We start from the raw sequence: 21,296 nt of genomic DNA on the forward strand, positions 1-21,296 counted from the left end.
TCGTGGCACGCAGGTTCGCGCGCACCCTCTGCGCGGCGGCCCTGGCCGGGGTCGTCGCCGCCTCCCCCGCCGTCGCGGAACCGTCGGAACCCGAGCCGGAGCCGGCGACCGCGCCGGCCGCCGGGGCACCACAGAGCGTCGCAAGTCTCCTGAAGCAGTTGCAGACGCTCTACCGGAAGGCCGAGGAGGCCGGCGAGGCCTACAACGGCACCGAGGAGGAGCTGAAGAAGCGGACCGCCGAGGCCAGGAAACTCCGCACCGAGCTGGCCGAGGCACGGAAGGCGTTGAACGCCGGGCGCAGGGACGCCGGACGGCTGGCACGTGACCAGTACCAGGGGCGCACCGACTTCTCCGTCTACGTGAGACTGCTGCTGGCGGACGACCCGGCCCGCGCCCTGGAGCAGAGCCATGTCATCGAGCGCGCCCAGGCCGGCCGTTCGGCCGTGGTCGACCGGCTCACCGGCGCTGAGAAGCACGCCGAGGTCCTGGCGGCCAGGTCCCGGGCGGCCCAGGAGCGGCAGCGGGTGCTGGCCGAGCGGCAGAAGAAGCAGCGCGACACCGTGCGGTCCCGGCTGAAGGGCATCGAGGCGATGCTGGCCTCGCTCTCGGCCGAGCAGCTCGCCGCCGTGGCGAAGCTGGAGGAGAAGAACATCGGCGCCGCCCAGGGCGCGCTGACCGCCTCAGGAGCGCTCGACTCCGCCCACCCGCCGTCGGAGGAGGGCGGGGAGGCCGTCCGCTACGCCGTCGAGCAGATCGGCAAGCCCTATGTGTGGGGCGCGGAGGGCCCGGAGTCGTACGACTGTTCCGGGCTCACCTCCCAGGCCTGGTCCACGGCGGGCCGGGCCATTCCGCGCACGTCGCAGGAGCAGTGGCGGCAGCTCCCGAAGGTGCCGGTCGGCTCGCTGCGCCCCGGGGACCTGGTGGTCTACTTCCCGGAGGCGACGCACGTCGCGCTCTACATCGGCGACGGCCTCGTGGTGCAGGCACCCAGGCCGGGCGCCACGGTGAAGGTCTCACCCCTGGCGTCGAACCCGCTGCTGGGGGCCGTACGCCCCGACCCGGGCGGCGAGCCGCTCAGCACGTACACGCTGCCCGAACTCCCGGAGGGCGCCACCTCGGGGGCGGACACGGGGTACGACGCCCCGGACACCTGAGAACCGGGCCGCGACGCCCTTGTGACGGACGTGAAGGCCCGGTTCCCCCGCGCGGGCGTCAGCCCTGCGCGCCCGAGATCTCGGCAAGGTACGCGTTCGTCTTCTCCGGCTCGAAGAAGAAGTTCTCGAAGTCCGCCGGGTCGTTGAACCCGTTGGCGAACCGGTCGGCGGCGGGCTGGAGCTGACCGGCCGCACCGATGAGGTTCAGGACGTGCTCCGGCGGCGGCGCGAGCATCGCGTTCGTCCACTTCACGACGTGCTGGGTCTTCTCCCAGTGCCGCTCGAACGTGGCTTCCATCCACTCCTCGTCGAACGGCCGGTCGCCGTGTTCCAGGATCGAGTGCAGGTAGGAGTGCGCACACTTGGACGCGGTGTTGGAACCCTGGCCGGTGATCGGGTCGTTGGCGACGACCACGTCACCCACACCGAGGACCAGGCCGCCTCCGGGCAGCCGGCCCACGGGCTTGCGCACGGTCGGGGCGTAACGGCCCGCCAGCGTGGCGTTGGCGTCGGTCAGCTCGACCTTGGTGGCGCGTGCGTACTCCCACGGAGTGAACCGCTCCATGAGCTCCAGCGTCTTGGCCAGGTGCTCCGAGGGATCCTTGATGCCCTGGAAGGCGTCGAGGGGGCCGCCGGGGACACCCTCCCAGAACAGGATGTCCGCGCGGCCCGACATCGTCAGGGTCGGCATGACGAAGAGCTCGCCGACACCCGGGACCAGGTTGCACCGCACCGCGTCGAACTCCGGGTGCTCCGGGCGCGGGCCCAGGCCGTGCACATAGGCGACGGCCAGGGCGCGCTGCGGGGCGTCGTACGGCGAACGGGAGGCGTCCCGGCCGAACATGGAGACGAGCTCGCCCTTGCCGGCCGAGACCATCACCAGGTCGTACGTACGGGAGAAGTAGTCCAGGTCGGAGACCGCGGCACCGTGGATGACGAACTGCCCGCCGCGCTGGGCGAACGTCTCCATCCAGCCGGCCATCTTGACGCGCTGGTCGACGGACTGGGCGATGCCGTCCAGCTTGCCGACCCAGTCGATGACACGGGAGGAGTCCGGCCCGGCGACCGAGACACCGAGGCCCTCGATCCGCGGGGCCTGCGACTCCCAGAAGTTGAGCTGGAGATCGCGCTCGTGCTGGAGAGCCGTGTGGAACATGCACTGCGTCGACATGACCCGGCCCGAGCGGATCTCGTCGGCGGTGCGGTTGGACATCAGGGTGACTTCGTACCCGTTGGACTGCAGTCCGAGGGCGAGCTGGAGACCGGACTGGCCGGCTCCGACTATGAGTATCTTCCGCATCGTGGTTCTCCGTTACGTGTACTGGGCGCGTCTGTCCTCGACCGACCGGCCCTACTCGGGGGCGACGTCGAGCGCGTGGCCCACCAGGGCGAGCAGCGACTCGACGACGGTGATCCTCTTACGCGCGTCCATGATCACAACAGGCACGTGCGGGGCTATTGTCAGGGCCTCCCTGACGTCCTCCTCCTCGTAACCGGTCGTCCCCTCGAAGTGGTTGACGGCCACGATGTAGGGAAGGCCGCAGCTCTCGAAGTAGTCGAGCGCCGCGAAGCAGTCGGCGAGGCGCCGTGTGTCGGCCAGCACGACGGCGCCGATCGCGCCGCGCACCAGGTCGTCCCACATGAACCAGAAGCGCTGCTGGCCGGGGGTCCCGAAGACGTACAGGACGAGGTCGTCGTCCAGCGTGAGCCGGCCGAAGTCCATCGCGACGGTCGTGGTGACCTTGTCGGGCGTGGCCGAGAGGTCGTCGGTCTCCTCGCTGGCCTGCGTCATCAGCGCTTCGGTCTGCAGCGGGGTTATCTCGGAGACCGAGCCGACGAAGGTCGTCTTGCCCACGCCGAACCCGCCGGCGACCACGATCTTGGTCGCGATCGGCGCGCGGGTGTGGTCGAGCTGCCAGGTCTGCACGGGCTCGTCCGGCCGCTCCTGCGGCCCTCGCTGACGCGGAGTGAAGAGCGGCGCCTCAGAGACGGCGGAGTCCATTGAGCACCCTTTCGAGCAGCGCGCGGTCGGGCTGGCCGGTGCCGTGACCGGTTCCGTAGACGCGGATCTTTCCCTGGTCGGCCAAGTCGCTGAGCAGCACACGGACCACGCCGAGCGGCATCTTCAGCAGGGCGGAGATCTCCGCGACCGTACGCATACGGCGGCAGAGTTCGACGATGGCGTGGAGCTCGGGCATGACGCGCGAGGCGAGGTTGCCGTTGGTGAGCTCGCGGCGCTCCTCGGGGGCTTCCAGCGCCGCGACGAACGTCTCGACGAGCAGGACGTGGCCGAAGCGGGTGCGGCCTCCGGTGAGGGAGTACGGGCGGACCCGCGCGGCCTTGCGGTCGGCACCGCGGACCGGGAGTTTTCGTACGGGTTCAGCAGCTGACGTCACTGGGTGCTCTCCATCGATTTGCGCAGCTCACTGCGGAGTTCGGGGGTGAGTACGTGTCCGGCACGGCCGACGAAGAGCGCCATGTGGTAGGCGATGACGCTCATGTCGCAGTCGGGGGTGGCGTGCACACCGAGCAGGGAACCGTCGCTGATCGACATGACGAAGACGCTGCCCTCGTCCATGGCGACCATCGTCTGCTTGACGCCGCCGCCGTCCATCAGCTTGGCGGCGCCGATCGTGAGGGACCCGATGCCGGAGACGATGGTGGCGAGGTCGGCGCTGGAGCCCCTGGGGCCCGTCTGCCGTCCTCCCACCTCTGCCGCCGCGAGCCCGGGGTCCGAGGAGAGCAGCATCAGTCCGTCGGACGAGACGACGGTGACCGAGTGGACCCCTGGCACCTCCTCCACGAGATTGCTCAGCAACCAGTGCAGGTTCCGGGCCTCGGCGCTCAGCCCGAATGTGCTGGGTGCAGTCAACTGCGTGCCTCCTCGACTGTGTCCCCCGTCTCATCGATGCGACCGTCGGTACGGTCGTGGTCGGTCTGCGTGCCGGTGTCGGCGATCTCCGCCTCGACGTCGCGGCGGCCGTCCTTCGCGCCCTGATGGAATCCGCCGAGCCGGCGGCGCAGCGCCTCCTTGTCCAGGGTGCCCTTTCGTTCGGTCGCCGGGGCCGCCGGCGCTGCCGCGATCTTCGGGGTGCGCTTGGGCAGTCCCTTGTCCGTGAGGCGCTCGGGCAGCGGCGCCGGGTCGGGTACCTCCTCGCCCAGTCCGGTCAGCGGCTGCCGGGGGCCGGGAACGGCGTCGGCGGCGGGCTCGGCTGCCGGGGCCGCCGGCGCGGGGGCAGGGGGCGCCGGTGCGGGGGCAGGGGCCGCCGGTGCGGGGGCAGGGGCCGCCGGTGCGGGGCCCGTGTCGGCGGCGCGCTCATGGCGGTCGGGGCCGATGGCGTACGGGCTCGGCGCGTCCTGCTGCGCCGGCAGCCGGACCTGCATGGTGGACTCGGACTCCGACTCCTGGCCGGCGGCGGGACCGGCCTCCGGCACGGCCTCGGACGTCGGCTCCGCCGCGGGCTCGGCCCCGGCGGGCGCGGCCGGCTCCTGTGACGGCGGCTCCGGTGCCGGCGGCTGCGGCGCCGCCGTCTGCAGGGTCCGCTCGGCGGCCGCGATCAGCGGGTCGTCGGCATGCTGGGGCGAACGGGGCGGCAGTGCGTTGGAGTTGGCCTCGGCGACCGATCCCGGGAGGTTCAGCGTGGGCGCGTCCCCGGGCAGCGGCACGGGCGGCGGGGAGGCCGCGGGCGGCGCCTTGGGCAGCAGCGCCTGCGGAAGGACGACGACCGCGGTCACCCCGCTCCCCTTCTGTTCGCGCAGCTGCACCCGCACTCCGTGGCGGGCCGCCAGCAGCGAGGTCACCTGAAGACCGAGCCCGGCCCCGTCCGCGGCCTGTCCGCCCGCTTCGAAGGACGCCGGGTCGGCCAGCCTGGCATTGAGTTCGCTCATCCGGACCGCCGACATGCCGATGCCCTCGTCCTGCACGGAGAGCATCACCTCCCCGGTCTCCAGCAGCCAGCCGGAGAGCTCGACATGGGAGTCCGGCGGGGAGAAGGAGGTCGCGTTCTCCAGGAGTTCGGCGACGAGGTGGCTCAGGTCGTCGGCGGCGAAGCCCGCGATCTGGGCGTGCGGCGGCAGGGACTGGATGGTGACCCGCTCGTACCGCTCGATCTCGCTGACCGCGGCGCGCAGTACGTCGACGAGCGGGATCGGGCCCGCGTGCCCCTGGTTGTGGTCGGTCCCGGCGAGGACCAGCATGTTCTCGCTGTGGCGCCGCATGACGGTGGCCATGTGGTCCAGCTTGAAGAGGGTCGCGAGGCGTTCCGGGTCCTGCTCACGCTCCTCCAGGCCCTCGATGACGCCGAGCTGGCGCTCGACGAGCCCGAGGGTGCGCAGCGACAGGTTGACGAAGGTGTGGTGGACGGTGTTCCGCAGCTGCTCCAGCTGCTTGCCGAGTTCGGCCACCGTGACCTGGAGTTCGGCCCGCTGGAGCGTGAGTGCCTCCCGGCCGGCGATGAGTTCGCCGCGCTCGGTCTGCAGGCCCTCCAGCCGGCCGGTGACGTCGTTGTGCAGTCCGTGCAGCTTGCCGTGGAGGGCGTTGATGGACCGTACGACCTGGGCGAACTCGTCGTTGCGCCCGGTGTAACGGACCGGTTCGGCGGTCTCGGGCTCGGCGGCGATGCGGCCGGCCCCGATCCGCAGGACGGCCAGCGGCTGGGTGAGGGTGCGGGCGACGGCGGTGGAGACCCCGACGGCGATCAGGAGGCAGCCGCCGAGCAGGGCGAGGCGGAGTTCCAGCGCGGTGACGTCGTCGTCGCGCAGCGCTTCCAGGCGCTTGACCTGTGCGGTGCCCAGTGCGGACTCGACTCCGCGCATGCGGTCGATCCTGGCGGAGAGCGCCGCCCCGACCTTCTCGGGGTCGGCTTCCCGGTCGGAGTCGGACAGCTCGGGCCGGTCGGTGAGCCGGGTGAGGTACTTCTCCGCGCCGGTGACCTCGGGCCCGGTCACCGTGGAGGCGAGCCGGTCACGGGCCGAGGGTCCGGCCGCCTGGTCGAAAGCGGCCAGAGAGGCGAGCTCCCGCACCCGTGCCTGCTGGGCGGCGGCGCTCAGCTCGTCGCGGGTGCGGTCGTCCTCGCTGTCGCCCTCGTCCTGGGTCTGCACGGGCAGACCCGTGAAGGGGTCGATCTGCTGCTGCGGCTCGGTACCGGGCACGGCGAGCGCGGCCAGGAGCAGCCCCCTGGTGGCGGAGGCCTGCTCCACGGCACTGCCGAGGGCCAGCGGGGCCCGGGTGGCGTCGGCGGCGCGCGGCGGGGTCTTCTCGGCGAGCTCGTCGGCGAGGCCGTGCAGCTTGGCGATGACCTCGGAGTACGCCTGGTACGCCTCCATCGCCGAGCCCTTGCCGGTGAGGGCGGTCCTGCGGAGCGAGGGGACGGCGGCGAGGTCCCGGCGCAGCGACGCCGGGGCCGCCTCCCGGATCTCGTCCATCTGCTGGTCGACGCGGGCCGCGGTGCTCGTGGTGCCGGAGTTGCTGTCCTGGTCCTCACGGCCGCCCGCGATGTGGGCCGTGATCTCGTCGCGCTCGTCCGCGAGGGAGTGCGCGAGAGTGATCGCCTGCTGGTTCAGCTCGGCGAGCGTGACGAGCCGCTGGGACTCGTTGAGATCGGAGGACGCGCCGAGGGCCGCCGGGGCACCCGCCGCGATGACGGTGATCCCCACGACGGCGACGCCGGCGACGAGCCGGCTGCGTACCCGTACGGTCCGCTTGGAGGCACCCGCTGCCGGAGGCATCGCCCCGGACTCCTCGCGCGCGCTGTCCTTGCTCCGAGGCCGCTTCTTCTGCACCGGTGCTCGCAATCTTGACTCGTCCGCCCTTGAAGCAGAGGTGACGCACGGTCACGTGAATGGGCACCCGCCCTGGTGTGCGCCGTACGGCTTCCGACCATTCCAGCGCTTTTGGGAGGGGGCCGTGCATCAACCGCTCCGCCACTCGAACGAGTGAACATCACTCCGGAGTTGGCGAACAAGTCTCCCCACAGGAGCCGCGGGCCATGCATGGCCCGCCGGGTGGAACTTCGGGCCAGGCTTTGGCAGTATGCCCGCCCGCATCTGCGCGGAGCTCCGAATTCCGCGGATGGGCGCCATCTGACCTGCTGGTACGGTCCAACCGCGGGATTGCGGGGGGTCCGTGAAGACATCGTGCAGACTGGCCGGATGCGTATCGAACTCGCCACCGAGCCGGGCAGCCACGAACGCCCCAACGAGGACTGGGCATCGGCCGCCGTGCCCGCGGCAGGCCAGGGCGGCGCCCTCGTTCTGCTCGACGGCGTCACGCCACCCCCGGGCAGTGACGGCTGCGTGCACTCGGTTCCGTGGTTCACCGCGCGACTCGGAGGAGCGCTGGCCGAACTGTCCGCTTCGCGACGGGATCTGACACTCTCCGAGATCCTCTCGGTGTCCATCCGGCGCACCGCCGACACACACCGTTCCCTGTGTGACCTTTCTCACCCGCGCACGCCTCAGGCGACGGTGGTCCTGGCGCGTTGGGACGAGGAGCGGGTCGAGCACCTGGTGCTCTCCGACTCGGCCCTGCTCGTGGAGGCACCCGACGGCACGGTCCGGCCGCTGCTCGACGACCGGATCGACCGGCTGCCCCCGGGTTCACTCGTCTCGGAGGAGATCGCGGACGCGCGCGTACGGAACAAGGAAGGCGGCTTCTTCACAGCCGCCGCTGACCCCTCGGTCGCCTCACGCGCGGTGACGGGCGAGACCCCGCGCGGGGAGGTCCGGGCGCTGGCGGCACTGACAGACGGGGCGAGCCGCTGGACGGAGATGTTCCGGGAGGGCGACTGGACGGCCACCCTGGAGGTGCTCCGCAAGGCCGGGCCGCAGGGGCTCATCGACCGCGTCAGGGAGCTGGAGCGGGCCGACACCGGCCGGGTGCGTCTGCGCCGCGGCAAGACGCATGACGACGCGACAGCTGTTCTCGTCGAGCTGTGACGGCCGCCGACGGACGCTCCGCGGGCCGGCGGTTCAGTCCTCGGCGCGCTCGTTGAAGTGGTGCAGCAGCCGCGCCAGCTCCGCGACCTCGGCCCGGTCCCAGCCGGCGAGCTTGCGGGCGTAACGGCCCCGGCGCGCGTCACGGACGCTGCGGAAGCGCGCGAGGCCCTCCTCGGTGAGGTGGACGAGCGAGGCACGGCCGTCCGCCGGGTCGGTCTCCCGCGCCACCAGACCGAGGCCCTCCAGTGCGCGCAGCTGACGGCTCACCGTCGCCTTGCCCACTCCGAAGTAGGCGGCGAGATCGGTGGCACGCTGCCGCCCCGCGGACTCCAGCCGTACGAGAAGCCCGTAGGCCGCGGCTTCCAGATCCGGATGGACCTCGCGGGCCATTTCCCCCGAATTGGCCCGGGCCCGGCGCAGAAATACAGCCAACTCTCGCTCCAGGGCGAGAAATTCATGGTCCACACCACTCCCGGCCGTCGCACCGGGTTCACCGCCGCTTCCGCTCCCGTGCACGTCAGCACCCCTCATACGCTTTCCCGCCGCTGAAAGTTTCTTTCAACTCCGGCCATCGCCGCAGTTGGGCCAGTATTTCGCAGGAGTAGACCTCCGGCACCGGCCAGGCCCCCTTCCGGAGGGCGGGTCTACGTGCGTAGCTTCATTCCTGCCACGGGTGGCATGTCCACACCATGGTGCACGCACCGCAGGGGCGTCCCGCACCCGCTTCTGCGCCATGAGCTCCCCCACCGAGCCCTCGGAGGCACGCAATGCCCGTGCTCAGATCCGGATCCGCAGCTTCAGCGAACCGCCCCCGCTTCTTCGCGGCGGGCACCCTGCTCGCCGCACTCGCCCTCCTGGTCACGCTGCCCGGCGCGGCGTCAGCAGCCGACACCGCGACCGTCCCCGAACGGGGTACGGCCAGGATGGGCCAGGGCGTCATCGCCCACGACGGCCAGGGCCGCGGCGCCCCCACAGGGACGAGGGCCGTCCAGACCGAAGGTGTGGACGTCAGCAGCCACCAGGGCAACGTCGCCTGGTCGACCCTGTGGAACAGCGGCGTGAAGTGGGCCTACGTCAAGGCCACCGAGGGGACGTACTACAAGAACACGTACTTCACGCAGCAGTACACCGGCTCCTACAACGTCGGCATGATCCGGGGCACTTACCACTTCGCCACTCCGGACACGACCAGCGGCGCGGCCCAGGCGAACCACTTCGTGGACAACGGCGGCGGCTGGTCCAAGGACGGCAGGACCCTCCCCGGCGTGCTGGACATCGAGTGGAATCCGTACGGCGCGCAGTGCTACGGCAAGAGCCAGGCCGGCATGGTCGCCTGGATCCGCGACTTCGTGAACACCTACAAGGCGCGGACCGGGCGGGACGCCGTGATCTACACCGCCACCAGCTGGTGGAAGGACTGCACGGGCAACAACGCGAGCTTCGGCGCCACCAACCCGCTCTGGGTGGCCCGCTACAACACCACGGTCGGCGAACTCCCGGCCGGGTGGAGCTTCTACACGATGTGGCAGTACACCTCGTCGGGCCCGACGGTCGGCGACCACAACCACTTCAACGGCGCCCTCGACCGCGTGGTGGCCCTCGCGAACGGCTGACCGGCACGGCGCAGGACCCGGGCCCCGGTGACCAAGCTCCAGGTCACCGGGGCTCAGCGCTGCCCCGTCCCCCCACTATGCACCAAGCGTATACACGCTATGTATAGTCCTGGCGTGCCGCACCACCGGCGTGCGGCCGAGCCATGGGGAAGTGACGTGCTGTGTCTGTTGTGCCCGGAAAGATGACTCCGTGGGGTGCGGGGTTGGCCGCGACTCTTGTGACGGTGCTCACGCTGACGCTCAGCGGCTGCTCGATGGAGACGACGGCTCCCGGCTCGGCGCGCGCCGACGCCGCCTCCGACGCCAAGGGCTCCTTCGGACAGGCGGACTGCCGCAAGGCCAAGTGCATCGCCCTGACGTTCGACGCCGGACCCGGCGAGGACACCCCCCGTCTCCTGGACATCCTCAAGGAGAAGAAGGTGCCGGCCACGTTCTTCCTGCTGGGCAAGAACCACGTGCTCGAACACCCCGACACCGTGCGGCGTATCCAGGCGGAGGGCCACGAGGTCGCCAACCACACCTGGTCGCACGAGATCCTGACCGACAGGAAGCCCGACGAGATACGCGCCGAGCTGGAGAAGACGCAGGACGCGATAGCGGAGATCACGGGCAGGAAGCCGCGGCTGATGCGCCCGCCGCAGGGCCGCACCGACGACACGGTCTCCGAGATCAGCAAGGAGCTGGGGCTCTCCCAGATCCTCTGGAGCACGACGGCCAAGGACTACTCGACGACCGACTCCGCGCTGATCAGGAAGCGGACCCTCGACCAGGCGGGCAGGGACGGGATCATCCTGCTGCACGACATCTACAAGGGCACGGTGCCCGCGGTGCCGGGCATCATCGACGCGCTGCACGAGGACGGCTACACCTTCGTGACGGTCCCCCAGCTGATGGCCCCCGCCGAGCCCGTACCCGGCACGGTCTACCGTCCGTGAACCTCCCGGCACGCGGAACGGCCCGCCTTCCGGGGGGAAGACGGGCCGTCCGTACCGGCCGTCGGCGTGATGCCACGCCCGTCACAGCATGACGCCTACGCGGCGGCCGGGATCCTTTCCCGCACCCTGGCCGAGGCCGGGGCGAGCGCGATCTCCAGCACCTGGCGGACGTCGGTGACCGGGTGGACGTCCAGCTTCTCCAGCACCTCGGCCGGGACGTCGTCCAGGTCGGCCTCGTTGCGCTGGGGGATCACCACGGTGGTGATGCCCGCGCGGTGTGCCGCCAGCAGCTTCTGCTTCAGACCGCCGATCGGCAGCACCCGTCCGGTCAGCGACACCTCGCCGGTCATCGCCACGTCCGTGCGGACGAGCCGCCCGGAGAGCAGCGAGGCCAGCGCCGTGGTCAGGGTGATACCGGCGCTCGGGCCGTCCTTGGGGACCGCTCCCGCCGGGAAGTGGATGTGCACACCCCGGTCCTTGAGGTCCGCGACCGGCAGCTCCAGCTCCGCGCCGTGCGACCGCAGGAAGCTGAGGGCGATCTGCGCGGACTCCTTCATCACGTCCCCGAGCTGACCGGTCAGGGTCAGTCCGGACGCCCCGGTCTCCGGGTCTGCCAGCGATGCCTCGACGAACAGCACGTCGCCGCCCGCTCCGGTCACCGCGAGCCCGGTGGCCACACCCGGCACCGCCGTGCGGCGCTCGGCGGGGTCCTGGGCGGACTCGGGCACGTGGTGCGGCCGGCCGATGAGGCCGCGCAGATCCGCGTCGGTCACCGCGAACGGCAGCTCGCGGTCGCCCAGTTCGTGCTGGGCCGCGACCTTGCGGAGCAGCCGGGCCACCGCCCGCTCCAGGTTCCGTACGCCCGCCTCGCGGGTGTACTCGCCGGCCAGCTTGCGCAGCGCCGACTCCTCCAGGGCGACCTCGTCCTTCTCCAGGCCGGCCCGCTCCAGCTGGCGCGGGAGCAGGTGGTCCCGGGCGATGACGACCTTCTCGTCCTCGGTGTAGCCGTCGAGCCGGACCAGCTCCATGCGGTCGAGCAGGGCCTCCGGGATGGCTTCGAGGACGTTGGCCGTGGCCAGGAAGACGACGTCGCTGAGGTCGAGTTCGACCTCCAGGTAGTGGTCGCGGAAGGTGTGGTTCTGGGCCGGGTCGAGGACTTCGAGGAGGGCGGCGGCCGGGTCGCCCCGGAAGTCGGAGCCGACCTTGTCGATCTCGTCGAGCAGGACGACCGGGTTCATCGAACCGGCCTCCTTGATGGCCCGCACGATACGGCCGGGGAGCGCGCCGACGTACGTACGCCGGTGGCCGCGGATCTCCGCCTCGTCCCGGACACCGCCGAGCGCGACCCGGACGAACTTGCGGCCCATGGCGTGCGCGACGGACTCACCGAGGGAGGTCTTGCCGACACCGGGCGGGCCGACGAGGGCCAGCACCGCGCCGCCGCGACGGCCGCCCACCACACCGAGCCCCCGGTCGGCACGGCGCTTGCGCACCGCGAGGTACTCGGTGATGCGTTCCTTCACGTCGGCGAGGCCGGCGTGCTCGGCGTCCAGGATCTCCTGGGCGCCCTTGATGTCGTAGGCGTCCTCGGTCCGCTCGGTCCAGGGAAGTTCGAGGACGGTGTCCAGCCAGGTCCGGATCCAGGAGCCCTCGGGGCTCTGGTCGGAGGAGCGCTCCAGCTTTTCGACCTCCTTGAGCGCGGCCTCGCGGACGTGTCCGGGCAGGTCGGCGGCCTCGACACGGGCCCGGTAGTCGTCGGACTCGTCCTCCGGGTCGCCGTTGAGCTCGGAGAGCTCCTTGCGTACGGCGTCGAGCTGGCGCCGCAGCAGGAATTCGCGCTGCTGCTTGTCGACACCCTCCTGGACGTCCTTCGCGATGGACTCCGCGACGTCCTGCTCGGCGAGGTGCTCGCCGAGCCACTGGATCGCCAGCTTCAGACGGGCGACCGCGTCCACGGTCTCCAGCAGCTGGACCTTCTGAGCGGTGGTCAGGAAGGGCGAGTACCCGGAGTTGTCGGCGAGCGCGGAGATGTCCTCGATCTGCTGGACCCGGTCCACGACCTGCCAGGCGCCGCGCTTCTTCAGCCAGCTGGTGGCGAGCGCCTTGTACTCCTTGGCGAGCTCGGCGGCGGAGCCGGGCAGGGGGTCGGGCAGGGATACGTCGATCCTGGTGCCCTCGACCCACAGCGCGTTCCCGGGACCACTGGTCCCGGCGCCGATCCGCACACGGTCGCGTGCCCTGATGAGGGCGCCCGGGTCACCGTCCGAGAGCCGGCCGACCTGCTCGACCGTGCCCAGGACACCGGTCCCGGTGTAGTTCCCGTCGATGCGCGGCACGAGCAGCACCTCGGGCTTGCCGCCTCCGGGCCGCGCGACCGCCTGTGCGGCCTCGACCGCGGCGCGCACCTCCGTGTCCGACAGGTCGAGCGGCACCACCATGCCGGGCAGCACGACCTCGTCATCGAGCGGCAGTACGGGCAGGTCGACCGGCGTGGACGCCTTCGACGCATTCGACTCAGCAGTCATGATCTCCCCTTCGGCAGGCAAGTTGAGCTATGTGGGCTCAATGCTTGTGAGCCGCCGAATGTTCCCCGAGTCGTGTTCGCTCTCAGCGATCACCCGCACCACCGGGCCCTCACCTGCGAGGATCCGGAGATGCACGAAGACAGGGGGCTCGCGGCGGACGGGACGATCCGTCGCGAGGGGTCGCTCGGTCTCGTGGGGACACCGTTCGCCCCGGTGGTCGAAGCGGTCCGCGTACGCGTCTCCGCCGTGTTCGGCCCCTCGCGGCTGCACAGCGCCTACCTCTACGGCAGCATCCCGTGGGGCACGGCCATTCCCGGTGTCTCCGATCTGGACCTGCAGGTGGTCCTGCACGACGCACCCACCGACGCCGACCGGGCGGCGGCCGAGGAGACCGCCGCCGCCCTGGACGCCGCGTTCTCCGTGATCGACGGGGCCGGGCTGCTGCTCTCCCCCGTCCATGACGTGCTCAGCGAAGCGGAGCGCCATGACTTCGGCTTCTTCGTCGCCTGCCTCTGCACCCCGCTGCTGGGCGAGGACCTGGCCGCGTACCTGCCGCGCTACCGGCCGACCTCGCTGCTCGCCCGTGAGACCAACGGCGACCTTGCGCTCATGCTCCCCCGGTGGCGCGCCGACGTCGCCGGAGCCGCCACCGACGGGGCGCGCACCAGGCTGAGCCGGCACGTCGCCCGCCGTCTCGTCCGGTCCGCGTTCGCGCTGGCCATGCCGGTCTGGGGCGGCTGGACGAGCGACCTGCGGCGGTCCGCCGAGCTGTTCGCGCGCTTCCGCCCGGACGCCCCGGAACGCGTTGCGCAGGTCCACACGGCCGCCGTCACGGCGCGCGCGCCCTCATCCGATCCGGCCGTGCTCGCGATGCTCGTCGAGGACCTCGCCCCCTGGCTGGCCGCCGAGTACACCGCCGCGCACGGGACGAAGGCGCCGCGCCACGGAGGGTGAGGCCGGGCGGATCCGCTGGTCCAGGAGGCCTGCGACGAGGAAGGATGGACGCCCGGAGAGAACGACCGCCGCCGACCGGAGACCGGAGACCGCACCATGCACGCCCCAGACACCCACCGCCCCGTCGTCCTCGACCGGCGCGAAGGCCCGTTCGGCGAAGTCGTCCTGCGCGAGCACGGCGAAAACTTCGAGATCATCGCCAACGGATGCTTCCTGATGGACACCTCCGACGGGCGTTCCGAGCGGTTGCTGATCGACGCGGCGCTCGCCGCGCTGCCCGCCGGCCGGCCGGACCCGTCGGTGCTCATCGGCGGACTCGGTGTCGGCTTCTCGCTGGTGCGGGCCTCCGCCGAGCCGCGCTGGGGCCGGATCGCGGTCGTCGAGCGGGAGCAGGCCATCGTGGACTGGCACCTCGGCGGACCGCTCGGCCGGATCTCCGGGGCGGCGCTCTCCGATCCGCGGACCGAGATCCTCCGTACGGACCTCGTCACCCATCTCCGTACGACCACGGAGCGTTACGACGCACTGTGCCTGGACATCGACAACGGCCCCGACTGGACCGTCACCCAGGACAACGGAAACCTCTATTCACCCGCCGGTCTCGCGGCCTGCCGCGCGCGTCTGACACCCGGTGGAGTCCTCGCCGTCTGGTCCGCACAGCCGTCCGCCGAGTTCGGCGAAGCTTTGCGGAATGCCGGATTCCACGCAGTAACGACCGAAGAAGTAGCCGTTGCCCGAGGTGTGCCGGACGTGGTCCATCTCGCACTCCGGGACGGCTGACCCCCCACCCGGTATCCACGACCCCGCCCCACCATGGATCGGGCGGCACAAGTCCGCCGTTCCGTCTCCTTTCCCGTGGGTAACACCTTCACGACGGACAACACCCTGCGTAGCCGAGAGGCGCCTTGTGCCTTTACGCTGCTGACCGGCACAAGGGATCACCGACGAAATCCACAAGCGATAACCGTGCCTCCGGGGGAATGGCCTCCGCGAGAACGGGCAGGGGCGGGGCGATGGAACAGACACACACCACCCACAACGGCGTCGCGGCCACCCCCGGGGCTCAGCGCCGGGTGCTGGTGGTAGAGGACGACGCAACAATCGTCGACGCCATTTCCGCCCGTCTGCGGGCCGAGGGCTTCCTGGTGCAGACCGCACTGGACGGGCCCGCGGCTGTGGACGCGGCCGAGGCGTGGCAGCCCGACCTGATGGTGCTCGACATCATGCTTCCCGGCTTCGACGGCCTGGAGGTCTGCCGTCGCGTGCAGGCTCAGCGGCCCGTGCCGGTGCTGATGCTCACCGCACGCGACGACGAGACCGACATGCTGGTCGGGCTCGGGGTCGGCGCCGACGACTACATGACCAAGCCGTTCTCGATGCGGGAGCTGGCGGCGCGGGTCCACGTCCTGCTGCGCCGGGTCGAGCGGGCCGCGCTGGCCGCGGTGACGCCCCGCAGCGGCATCCTGCGCCTCGGCGAACTGGAGATCGACCACGCGCAGCGCCGCGTCAGGGTGCGCGCCGACGACGTCCACCTCACCCCGACCGAGTTCGACCTGCTGGTCTGCCTGGCCAACACACCGCGCGCGGTGCTGTCCCGGGAGCAGCTGCTGGCCGAGGTCTGGGACTGGGCGGACGCCTCCGGGACCCGCACGGTCGACAGTCACATCAAGGCTCTGCGCCGGAAGATCGGCGCCGAGCGGATCCGTACCGTGCACGGCGTCGGCTACGCCCTGGAGACACCAGCGCCATGACGCCGCCCGGTTCGGGACTGCGGCCCTTCTCGATCAAGGCCAAGCTGGGCACGCTCGTCGTGGTCTCCGTGTTCATCACGACCGGACTGCTGATCGTCGCCCTGCGGACCAGGACCGAATTCCGGTTCATCACGGTCTTCTCGGTGATCGCCACTCTGCTGATCACCCAGTTCGTCGCGCACGGTCTGACCGCGCCGCTGGACGAGATGCGGGCCGTCGCCCGGTCGATCTCGCACGGCGACTACACCAGACGGGTGAGCGGCGCCGGGCGGCGTGACGAGCTCGGGGACCTGGCGCAGACCATCAACCGCATGGCGGACGACCTGGAGGCGGAGGACCGGCACCGCAAGGAGCTGGTGGCGAACGTCTCCCATGAGCTGCGCACCCCGATCGCGGCGCTCAGAGCGGTCCTGGAGAACGTGGTGGACGGGGTGTCCGCCGCCGATCCCGAGACGATGCGTACGGCGCTGAAACAGACCGAACGCCTGGGCAGGCTGGTGGAGACCCTGCTGGACCTCTCCCGGCTGGACAACGGCGTGGTGGCGATCAAGGCGCGCCGCTTCGAGGTCTGGCCGTATCTGTCCGGCGTGCTGAAGGAGGCCAATCTCGCCGCCTCCCACCGCCGGCTCTCCTCCGGCTCGGGCAACCACTCCCGTACGGACGTGCATCTGCACCTCGACGTGTCGCCGCCCGAGCTGACGGCTTACGCGGACGCGGAACGCCTGCACCAGGTGGTCGCCAACCTCATCGACAACGCCGTCAAGCACAGCCCGCCGCACGGGCGGGTCACCGTGCTGGCGCGGCGCGGGGAGTATCCCGAGTCGCTGGAGCTGGAGGTCGTCGACGAAGGCCCCGGCATCCCGGAGGCCGAGCGCCACCGGGTCTTCGAACGCTTCAACCGCGGCCAGGCGCCCTCCCCCCACGGGCCGGGCTCCGACGGCGGAACCGGGCTCGGGCTCGCGATCGCCCGGTGGGCGGTGGATCTGCACGGGGGCCGCATCGGTGTGGCCGAATCCGCCCGTGGCTGCCGGATCCAGGTCACCCTTCCGGGGAGCGCCCAGGCGCACGGTTGACCTTGCGTTCGAAGCGGAGGGCCCCGTTCTCCCTACCGTCCGGGAAAGAGATACGGTCCAGGGGGCCTGAGCGCAGGCCTCGCGTACCCGAAGGGCAGCGGAACCCTGCTTGTTTCCCGCCATTTCATGCGCCGAAACCCGCCTTCAGATGTGATGTGCACGACGAAGACCGGCCCGGCCTGCACGTAACGGCTCGGGAGGCGTAGCCTTGATTTCCGCTGTCCATCACCTTGTGAAGCGGAAGAGGGCGGTTGCCGCCGTGTCGTCTCAGTCCCCCAGTAACTCGAGCATCTCGACCGATCAAGAAGCAGGCTCCGGGTCCAACCCGGCGGCCGCTTTCGGCCCCAATGAGTGGCTCGTCGACGAGATCTACCAGCAGTACCTCCAGGACCCCAGTTCGGTCGACCGCGCCTGGTGGGACTTCTTCGCCGACTACAAGCCGGGCACGACCGGCACGGCGGACAAGCCTGTCCCCGCACCTGCGGGAGCGGTGACCCCGGCCCCGGCCGCCACCGCCGCGAACACCGTGAACAACACCGCTCCGGCACAGGCCGCGACGCAGGCTCCGGCCGCGCCCCCCGCGGCCCCGGCCAAGCCCGCGGCCGCCGCTCCGGCAGCCCCGGCGAAGGCACCGGCCGCTCCCGCGAAGGCAGCCCCCGCGAAGGCGGCCCCGGCACCCGCGAAGACGGACGCCCCGGCCGAGGCCCCCGCGGGCCCGGAGTACGTGACGCTGCGCGGCCCGTCGGCCGCCGTCGCGAAGAACATGAACGCCTCCCTGGAGCTGCCGACGGCCACGTCGGTCCGCGCGGTGCCGGTGAAGCTGCTCTTCGACAACCGCATCGTCATCAACAACCACCTGAAGCGCGCCCGCGGCGGGAAGATCTCCTTCACGCACCTCATCGGGTACGCGATGGTGCAGGCCCTCAAGGCCATGCCGTCGATGAACTACTCCTTCGCGGTGAAGGACGGCAAGCCGACCCTGGTCAAGCCCGAGCACGTCAACCTCGGCCTGGCCATCGACCTGGTGAAGCCGAACGGCGACCGCCAGCTGGTCGTCGCGGCCATCAAGAAGGCCGAGACGCTCAACTTCTTCGAGTTCTGGCAGGCCTACGAGGACATCGTCCGCAGGGCCCGCGTCGGCAAGCTCGGCATGGACGACTTCTCCGGGGTCACCGCCTCGCTGACGAACCCCGGCGGCATCGGCACCGTCCACTCGGTGCCCCGCCTGATGCCCGGACAGGGCCTCATCATGGGCGTCGGCGCGATGGACTACCCGGCGGAGTTCCAGGGCACCTCGCAGGACACCCTGAACAAGCTGGGCATCTCGAAGGTCATGACCCTGACCTCGACGTACGACCACCGGGTCATCCAGGGCGCCGCGTCCGGCGAGTTCCTCCGCGTCCTGTCCCAGCTGCTGCTCGGCGAGAACGACTTCTACGACGAGATCTTCAAGGCTCTGCGCATCCCCTACGAGCCGGTCCGCTGGCTCAAGGACATCGACGCCTCGCACGACGACGACGTCACCAAGGCCGCGCGGGTCTTCGAGCTGATCCACTCCTACCGGGTCCGCGGCCACGTCATGGCCGACACCGACCCGCTGGAGTACCGCCAGCGTAAGCACCCCGACCTGGACATCACCGAGCACGGTCTCACCCTGTGGGACCTGGAGCGGGACTTCGCGGTCGGCGGTTTCGCCGGCAAGACGATGATGAAGCTCCGCGACATCCTCGGCGTCCTGCGTGAGTCGTACTGCCGCACCACCGGCATCGAGTTCATGCACATCCAGGAGCCGAAGGAGCGCAAGTGGCTCCAGGACCGGGTGGAGCGTCCGCGCCCGGCTCCGGAGCGCGAGGAGCAGCTGCGGATCCTGCGCCGTCTCAACGCCGCCGAGGCTTTCGAGACGTTCCTGCAGACCAAGTACGTCGGCCAGAAGCGGTTCTCGCTGGAGGGCGGCGAGTCCGTCATCCCGCTGCTCGACGCGGTCATCGACTCGGCCGCCGAGGCCCGCCTCGACGAGGTCGTCATCGGCATGGCCCACCGCGGCCGGCTGAACGTCCTGGCGAACATCGTCGGCAAGTCGTACGCGCAGATCTTCCGGGAGTTCGAGGGCAACCTCGACCCGCGGTCGATGCACGGCTCCGGCGACGTCAAGTACCACCTGGGCGCCGAGGGCACCTTCACCGGTCTGGACGGCGAGCAGATCAAGGTCTCGCTGGCCGCCAACCCCTCGCACCTGGAGGCCGTCGACCCGGTCCTCGAGGGCATCGCCCGCGCCAAGCAGGACATCATCAACAAGGGCGGCACGGACTTCACGGTCCTGCCCGTCGCGCTCCACGGCGACGCGGCCTTCGCGGGCCAGGGCGTCGTCGCCGAGACGCTCAACATGTCGCAGCTGCGCGGCTACCGCACCGGCGGCACCGTGCACGTGGTGATCAACAACCAGGTCGGCTTCACCGCCGCCCCGGAGTCCTCGCGCTCCTCGATGTACGCCACGGACGTGGCACGCATGATCGAGGCGCCGATCATCCACGTCAACGGCGACGACCCGGAGGCCGTGGTCCGCGTCGCGCGGCTCGCCTTCGAGTACCGGCAGACGTTCAACAAGGACGTCGTGATCGACCTCATCTGCTACCGCCGCCGCGGTCACAACGAGGGCGACAACCCGGAGTTCACCAACCCGCAGATGTACACCCTGATCGACAAGAAGCGCTCGGTGCGCAAGCTCTACACCGAGTCCCTCATCGGTCGCGGCGACATCACGCTGGAAGAGGCCGAGCAGGCTCTCCAGGACTTCCAGGGCCAGCTGGAGAAGGTGTTCGCGGAGGTCCGCGAGGCCACCTCGGCACCGTCCCAGCCGCACGTCCCGGACGCGCAGGCGGAGTTCCCGGTCTCCGTGAACACCGCGGTGTCCTCGGAGGTCGTCAAGCTGGTCGCCGAGTCGCAGGTGAACATCCCCGACGGGATCACCGTGCACCCGCGCCTCCTGCCGCAGATGCAGCGTCGCGCCGCCTCCGTGGAGAACGGCACGATCGACTGGGGCATGGGCGAGACCCTGGCCATCGGCTCGCTGCTCATGGAGGGCACCCCGGTCCGGCTCGCCGGCCAGGACACCCGCCGTGGCACCTTCGGCCAGCGCCACGCGGTCCTCGTCGACCAGAAGACCGGCGAGGACTACACCCCGCTGCTCTACCTCTCCGACGACCAGGCCCGGTACAACGTCTACGACTCGCTGCTCAGCGAGTACGCGGCGATGGGCTTCGAGTACGGCTACTCGCTGGCGCGTCCGGAGTCCCTGGTCATCTGGGAGGCCCAGTTCGGTGACTTCGTCAACGGCGCGCAGACCGTCGTGGACGAGTTCATCTCCTCGGCCGAGCAGAAGTGGGGCCAGACGTCCGGCGTCACCCTGCTGCTCCCGCACGGCTACGAGGGCCAGGGTCCGGACCACTCGTCCGCCCGCCCGGAGCGTTTCCTGCAGATGTGCGCGCAGGACAACATGACGGTCGCGATGCCCACGCTCCCGTCGAACTACTTCCACCTCCTGCGGTGGCAGGTGCACAACCCGCACCACAAGCCGCTGATCGTCTTCACGCCGAAGTCGATGCTCCGCCTGAAGGCGGCGGCGTCGAAGGTGGAGGAGTTCACCACCGGCGGCTTCCGCCCGGTGATCGGGGACGAGTCGGTCAAGGCCGAGGCGGTCCGCAAGGTCGTCTTCGTCTCCGGCAAGCTCTACTACGACCTCGACGCCGAGCGCGAGAAGCGTGGGGACACGGAGACGGCGATCATCCGTCTGGAGCGCCTGTACCCGCTGCCGGGTGCGGAGATCCAGGCCGAGATCGCCAAGTACCCGAACGCCGAGAAGTACCTCTGGGCCCAGGAGGAGCCGGCGAACCAGGGTGCGTGGCCGTTCATCGCGCTCAACCTGATCGACCACCTGGACCTGGCCGTCGGGTCGGACGTCCCGCACGGTGAGCGCCTGCGCCGCATCTCGCGTCCGCACGGCTCGTCCCCGGCGGTCGGCTCGGCCAAGCGCCACCAGGCCGAGCAGGCACAGCTGGTCGCCGAGGTCTTCGAGGCCTGATCAGCGGCTGTACGCCATCGAAGGGCCCGGCCCCGCGAGCATCTCGCGGGGCCGGGCCCTCGGGCTTTCCGGCCTCGTTATTCTGGTCGTATGTACTTCACGGACCGTGGCATCGAGGAACTTGAGAAGCGGCGCGGCGAGGAGGAGGTCACCTTCGAGTGGCTCGCCGAGCAGCTCCGGACGTTCGTCGACCTCAACCCCGACTTCGAGGTCCCCGTCGAGCGCCTCGCGACCTGGCTGGCCCGGCTGGACGACGAAGACGAAGACGAATAGCCGA

The 21,296-nt window shown here is 70.7% G+C and carries 17 protein-coding genes; 10 read left to right on the forward strand and 7 right to left on the reverse strand.

The features are described from left to right. Positions 1–2: 2 nt before the first annotated feature. On the forward strand, positions 3–1,154 hold the full coding sequence (locus AB0P41_RS17535) for an NlpC/P60 family protein (RefSeq protein WP_365932750.1): 1,152 nt from the start codon (positions 3–5) through the stop codon (positions 1,152–1,154). A 58-nt stretch (positions 1,155–1,212) separates the two neighbouring features. Here the strand turns inward: AB0P41_RS17535 and AB0P41_RS17540 are convergent, their stop codons facing one another. From AB0P41_RS17540 to AB0P41_RS17560, 5 genes are read right to left on the reverse strand one after another with little or no spacing between them, the layout of a single operon-like run. Continuing rightward, positions 1,213–2,454: a styrene monooxygenase/indole monooxygenase family protein gene (locus tag AB0P41_RS17540; RefSeq protein ID WP_365932751.1), complete on the reverse strand. Its 1,242-nt coding sequence runs from the start codon at positions 2,452–2,454 to the stop codon at positions 1,213–1,215. Positions 2,455–2,505: 51 nt separating this feature from the next. Further along, on the reverse strand, positions 2,506–3,156 hold the full coding sequence (locus AB0P41_RS17545; protein ID WP_356711684.1) for an ATP/GTP-binding protein: 651 nt from the start codon (positions 3,154–3,156) through the stop codon (positions 2,506–2,508). Then, positions 3,137–3,550: a DUF742 domain-containing protein gene (locus AB0P41_RS17550; protein WP_203182439.1), complete on the reverse strand. Its 414-nt coding sequence runs from the start codon at positions 3,548–3,550 to the stop codon at positions 3,137–3,139. Before AB0P41_RS17550 ends, AB0P41_RS17545 begins: the two co-directional genes overlap by 20 nt. Next, entirely contained in the window at positions 3,547–4,026 is a 480-nt protein-coding gene (locus tag AB0P41_RS17555) for a roadblock/LC7 domain-containing protein (protein WP_356711686.1), read from the reverse strand. Before AB0P41_RS17555 ends, AB0P41_RS17550 begins: the two co-directional genes overlap by 4 nt. Beyond that, the gene (locus AB0P41_RS17560; RefSeq protein WP_365932753.1) at positions 4,023–6,935 is read right to left on the reverse strand and encodes a nitrate- and nitrite sensing domain-containing protein; all 2,913 of its coding nucleotides are present in this window, start codon (positions 6,933–6,935) and stop codon (positions 4,023–4,025) included. The genes AB0P41_RS17555 and AB0P41_RS17560 overlap by 4 nt, the downstream gene beginning before the upstream one ends. A gap of 369 nt (positions 6,936–7,304) precedes the next feature. Here AB0P41_RS17560 and AB0P41_RS17565 point away from each other — a divergent pair, with 369 nt between their 5' ends. Then, complete coding sequence (locus AB0P41_RS17565) at positions 7,305–8,090, forward strand: protein phosphatase 2C domain-containing protein (protein ID WP_356711690.1); 786 nt, start codon at positions 7,305–7,307, stop codon at positions 8,088–8,090. 33 nt (positions 8,091–8,123) lie between these two features. Here AB0P41_RS17565 and AB0P41_RS17570 read toward each other — a convergent pair whose 3' ends face one another. After that, positions 8,124–8,606, reverse strand: coding sequence for a MarR family transcriptional regulator (locus AB0P41_RS17570; protein WP_356711813.1), 483 nt, complete (start codon positions 8,604–8,606; stop codon positions 8,124–8,126). A gap of 251 nt (positions 8,607–8,857) precedes the next feature. Between AB0P41_RS17570 and AB0P41_RS17575 the strand changes: the two genes are divergently transcribed. Together AB0P41_RS17575 and AB0P41_RS17580 are read left to right on the forward strand one after the other, a co-directional pair. Further along, positions 8,858–9,703, forward strand: a complete 846-nt coding sequence (locus tag AB0P41_RS17575; RefSeq protein ID WP_365932756.1) for a lysozyme — start codon at positions 8,858–8,860, stop codon at positions 9,701–9,703. A 182-nt stretch (positions 9,704–9,885) separates the two neighbouring features. Then, positions 9,886–10,638 (forward strand): polysaccharide deacetylase family protein, encoded by a 753-nt coding sequence (locus AB0P41_RS17580; protein WP_356711694.1) that lies wholly within the window; start codon positions 9,886–9,888, stop codon positions 10,636–10,638. Between the two features lie 95 nt (positions 10,639–10,733). Here the strand turns inward: AB0P41_RS17580 and lon are convergent, their stop codons facing one another. Continuing rightward, complete coding sequence (gene lon / locus AB0P41_RS17585) at positions 10,734–13,163, reverse strand: endopeptidase La (protein ID WP_365932758.1); 2,430 nt, start codon at positions 13,161–13,163, stop codon at positions 10,734–10,736. Positions 13,164–13,292: 129 nt separating this feature from the next. Here lon and AB0P41_RS17590 point away from each other — a divergent pair, with 129 nt between their 5' ends. The 6 genes from AB0P41_RS17590 to AB0P41_RS17615 all read left to right on the forward strand — a co-directional run bounded on the left by AB0P41_RS17590 (position 13,293) and on the right by AB0P41_RS17615 (position 21,292). After that, complete coding sequence (locus AB0P41_RS17590; RefSeq protein ID WP_365932760.1) at positions 13,293–14,117, forward strand: nucleotidyltransferase; 825 nt, start codon at positions 13,293–13,295, stop codon at positions 14,115–14,117. A gap of 96 nt (positions 14,118–14,213) precedes the next feature. Then, positions 14,214–14,897, forward strand: coding sequence for a spermidine synthase (locus AB0P41_RS17595; protein WP_365932762.1), 684 nt, complete (start codon positions 14,214–14,216; stop codon positions 14,895–14,897). A 233-nt stretch (positions 14,898–15,130) separates the two neighbouring features. Continuing rightward, positions 15,131–15,868 (forward strand): response regulator transcription factor, encoded by a 738-nt coding sequence (locus tag AB0P41_RS17600; protein WP_014154105.1) that lies wholly within the window; start codon positions 15,131–15,133, stop codon positions 15,866–15,868. After that, entirely contained in the window at positions 15,865–16,941 is a 1,077-nt protein-coding gene (locus AB0P41_RS17605) for a HAMP domain-containing sensor histidine kinase (protein WP_356711701.1), read from the forward strand. Before AB0P41_RS17600 ends, AB0P41_RS17605 begins: the two co-directional genes overlap by 4 nt. 259 nt (positions 16,942–17,200) lie before the next feature. Further along, positions 17,201–21,019, forward strand: a complete 3,819-nt coding sequence (locus tag AB0P41_RS17610; protein WP_365932764.1) for a multifunctional oxoglutarate decarboxylase/oxoglutarate dehydrogenase thiamine pyrophosphate-binding subunit/dihydrolipoyllysine-residue succinyltransferase subunit — start codon at positions 17,201–17,203, stop codon at positions 21,017–21,019. A gap of 90 nt (positions 21,020–21,109) precedes the next feature. After that, positions 21,110–21,292, forward strand: coding sequence for a DUF6104 family protein (locus AB0P41_RS17615; protein WP_003961784.1), 183 nt, complete (start codon positions 21,110–21,112; stop codon positions 21,290–21,292). Positions 21,293–21,296 lie beyond the last annotated feature (4 nt).

Source organism: Streptomyces sp. NPDC079167 (genome assembly GCF_040686735.1).
GTDB lineage: Bacteria > Actinomycetota > Actinomycetes > Streptomycetales > Streptomycetaceae > Streptomyces.

Excerpts from the sequence above, each read along its gene's own strand:
- AB0P41_RS17615 (WP_003961784.1), top strand. The coding sequence starts at position 21,110 with ATGTACTTCACGGACCGTGGCATCGAGGAACTTGAGAAGCGGCGCGGC.
- AB0P41_RS17590 (WP_365932760.1), top strand. The coding sequence starts at position 13,293 with ATGCACGAAGACAGGGGGCTCGCGGCGGACGGGACGATCCGTCGCGAG.
- AB0P41_RS17580 (WP_356711694.1), top strand. The coding sequence starts at position 9,886 with ATGACTCCGTGGGGTGCGGGGTTGGCCGCGACTCTTGTGACGGTGCTC.
- AB0P41_RS17600 (WP_014154105.1), top strand. The coding sequence starts at position 15,131 with ATGGAACAGACACACACCACCCACAACGGCGTCGCGGCCACCCCCGGG.
- lon (WP_365932758.1), bottom strand. The coding sequence starts at position 13,163 with ATGACTGCTGAGTCGAATGCGTCGAAGGCGTCCACGCCGGTCGACCTG.
- AB0P41_RS17575 (WP_365932756.1), top strand. The coding sequence starts at position 8,858 with ATGCCCGTGCTCAGATCCGGATCCGCAGCTTCAGCGAACCGCCCCCGC.
- AB0P41_RS17540 (WP_365932751.1), bottom strand. The coding sequence starts at position 2,454 with ATGCGGAAGATACTCATAGTCGGAGCCGGCCAGTCCGGTCTCCAGCTC.
- AB0P41_RS17565 (WP_356711690.1), top strand. The coding sequence starts at position 7,305 with ATGCGTATCGAACTCGCCACCGAGCCGGGCAGCCACGAACGCCCCAAC.
- AB0P41_RS17595 (WP_365932762.1), top strand. The coding sequence starts at position 14,214 with ATGCACGCCCCAGACACCCACCGCCCCGTCGTCCTCGACCGGCGCGAA.
- AB0P41_RS17545 (WP_356711684.1), bottom strand. The coding sequence starts at position 3,156 with ATGGACTCCGCCGTCTCTGAGGCGCCGCTCTTCACTCCGCGTCAGCGA.
- AB0P41_RS17605 (WP_356711701.1), top strand. The coding sequence starts at position 15,865 with ATGACGCCGCCCGGTTCGGGACTGCGGCCCTTCTCGATCAAGGCCAAG.